Annotated in this window: 1 protein-coding gene; it reads left to right on the top strand. The window is 48.6% G+C overall.

The window, feature by feature from the left end; all coding sequences use genetic code 11:
- Nucleotides 1-3,059, top strand: a 3,059-nt coding sequence (locus H5300_RS26185) for a VCBS domain-containing protein (protein WP_220503589.1), incomplete at both ends; no start/stop codon positions are given.

Raw genomic sequence — 3,059 nt, 5'->3', positions numbered from 1 at the left:
AATGATAAAGCGACAGTCAGTACCGCAACGGTAAGTGTGGACGAGACTGACAAAGCGGTAACTACTTCAGGAACATTGACTAGTACCGACGTGGATAACCCAGATAATGCGTTTACTCCGGATTCGATTTCAGGCACCAACGGTGACCTGACTATTGATGCTAATGGGCATTGGGTGTTCACCGCGAACAACGCATTTAACCAATTAAACGTCGGCGATAAAGTCGAAGAGACTTTCACTGTCTCGTCTATTGATGGCACACCGTCGACCATAAAAGTGACGATTAACGGCACTAACGATGCCGCTACTGTCAGCAGCGCGACCATTGCCATCGATGAAACCGACAAAGCAGTCACGACTTCAGGAACATTAACCAGTACTGACGTGGATAACCCAGACAATACCTTCACACCCGACTCGATTACTGGAGCTAACGGCGACCTGACTATTGATGCCAATGGTCATTGGAACTTCACCGCGAGCAGCGCGTTTAATCAATTAAACGTCGGCGATAAAGTCGAAGAGACCTTCACGGTATCGTCGGTTGATGGCACAGCGTCAACGATCAAAGTGACAATTAATGGCACCAACGACGCCGCTACTGTCAGCAGTGCGACCGTCGCCATCGATGAGACTGACAAAGCGGTGACAACCTCAGGCACCCTAACCAGTATCGACGTCGATAACCCAGATAACGCATTCACACCGGATTCTATTTCAGGCACCAACGGTGACCTGACTATTGATACTAATGGTCATTGGGTCTTCACCGCCAACAGTGCGTTTAATCAATTGAATGTCGGTGACAAGATCGAAGAGACCTTCACTGTCTCGTCTATTGATGGCACAGCGTCAACGATCAAAGTGACAATTAATGGCACCAATGATAAAGCGACGGTCAGTACCGCAACGGTCAGTGTGGATGAAACTGACAAAGCGGTAACGACATCAGGTACGCTAACCAGTACTGACGTGGATAATACAGATAATACCTTCACGCCGGATTCCGTTGTTGGATCTAATGGTGACCTGACTATTGATGCCAATGGTCATTGGGTCTTCACCGCCAACAGCGCGTTTAACCAATTGAATGTCGGCGATAAAGTAGAAGAAACCTTCACTGTCACTTCCGTTGATGGCACACCTTCGACCATCAAAGTGACGATTAATGGCACTAATGACGCAGCTACTGTCAGCAGTGCGACCGTTGCCATTGATGAAACCGACAAAGCGGTAACGACATCAGGTACGCTAACCAGTACTGACGTGGATAATACAGATAATGCGTTTACTCCGGATTCCATTGTTGGATCTAACGGCGACCTAACTATTGACGCTACTGGCCACTGGGTATTCACTGCCAACAGCGCGTTTAATCAACTAAACGTTGGCGATAAAGTCGAAGATACCTTTACTGTGTCGTCTGTTGATGGCACACCTTCGACCATTAAAGTGACGATTAACGGCACTAATGACGCCGCTACTGTCAGCAGTGCGACCGTCGCCATCGATGAGACTGACAAAGCAGTAACCACATCAGGAACATTGACCAGTACCGATGTAGACAACCCAGACAATACGTTTACGCCGGATTCTATTTCAGGTACCAACGGTGACCTGACTATTGACACCAATGGTCATTGGGTGTTCACCGCCAACAGCGCGTTTAATCAACTAAACGTTGGCGACAAAGTCGAAGAAACCTTTACGGTGTCGTCTGTTGATGGCACACCGTCGACCATCAAGGTAACGATTAACGGTACTAACGACACCGCTACTGTCAGCAGTGCGACCGTCGCCATCGATGAAACCGACAAAGCAGTAACGACATCAGGAACATTGACCAGTACCGATGTAGACAACCCAGACAATACGTTTACGCCGGATTCTATTTCAGGCACCAACGGTGACCTGACTATTGATGCCAATGGTCATTGGGCCTTTACAGCCAACAGCGCGTTTAATCAATTGAACATCGGCGATAAGGTCAAAGAGACCTTCACTGTCTCATCTGTTGATGGCACACCGTCGACCATCAAAATCACTATTAATGGTACCAATGACGCCGCTACTGTCAGCAGTGCGACCGTCGCCATCGATGAGACTGACAAAGCGGTGACAACCTCAGGCACCCTAACCAGTATCGACGTCGATAACCCAGATAACGCATTCACATCCGATTCGATTACTGGCACCAACGGCAACCTCACCATTGGTGCTAATGGCCAATGGACCTTCACCGCCAACAGCGCGTTTAATCAATTGAACGTCGGCGATAAAGTCGAAGAAACCTTCACGGTATCGTCTGTTGATGGCACACCGTCCACCATCAAGGTGACGATTAACGGGACTAACGACGCCGCTACTGTCAGCAGCGCAACCGTTGCCATCGATGAGACTGACAAAGCGATAACGACATCAGGAATATTGACCAGTACCGATGTAGACAACCCAGACAATACCTTCACACCCGACTCGATTACTGGATCTAACGGCGACCTAACTATTGATGCCAGTGGTCACTGGGTGTTCACCGCCAACAGCGCGTTTAATCAGTTAAACGTCGGCGACAAAGTAGAAGAAACCTTCACTGTCACTTCCGTTGATGGCACACCTTCGACCATTAAAGTCACGATTAACGGCACTAACGACGCCGCTACTGTCAGCAGTGCGACCGTCGCTATCGATGAAACCGACAAAGCGGTAACTACCTCAGGTACGCTAACCAGTACTGACGTGGATAATACAGATAATACCTTCACGCCGGATTCCGTTGTTGGATCTAATGGTGACCTGACTATTGATGCCAATGGTCATTGGACGTTCACTGCGAACAGTGCGTTTAACCAATTGAATGTCGGCGATAAGGTCGAAGAGACCTTCACGGTATCGTCTGTTGATGGCACAGCGTCAACCATCAAGGTGACGATTAACGGCACCAATGATAAAGCGACAGTCAGTACCGCAACGGTAAGTGTGGACGAGACTGACAAAGCGGTAACTACTTCAGGAACATTGACTAGTACCGACGTGGATAACCCAGATAATGCGTTTACTCC

Origin of the sequence: Vibrio sp. SG41-7, assembly GCF_014164465.1 — a bacterium.
Taxonomy (GTDB): domain Bacteria; phylum Pseudomonadota; class Gammaproteobacteria; order Enterobacterales; family Vibrionaceae; genus Vibrio; species Vibrio splendidus.
The sequence above is the reverse complement of the archived record's forward strand: the minus strand, read 5'-3'. Positions and strand labels throughout refer to the sequence as shown.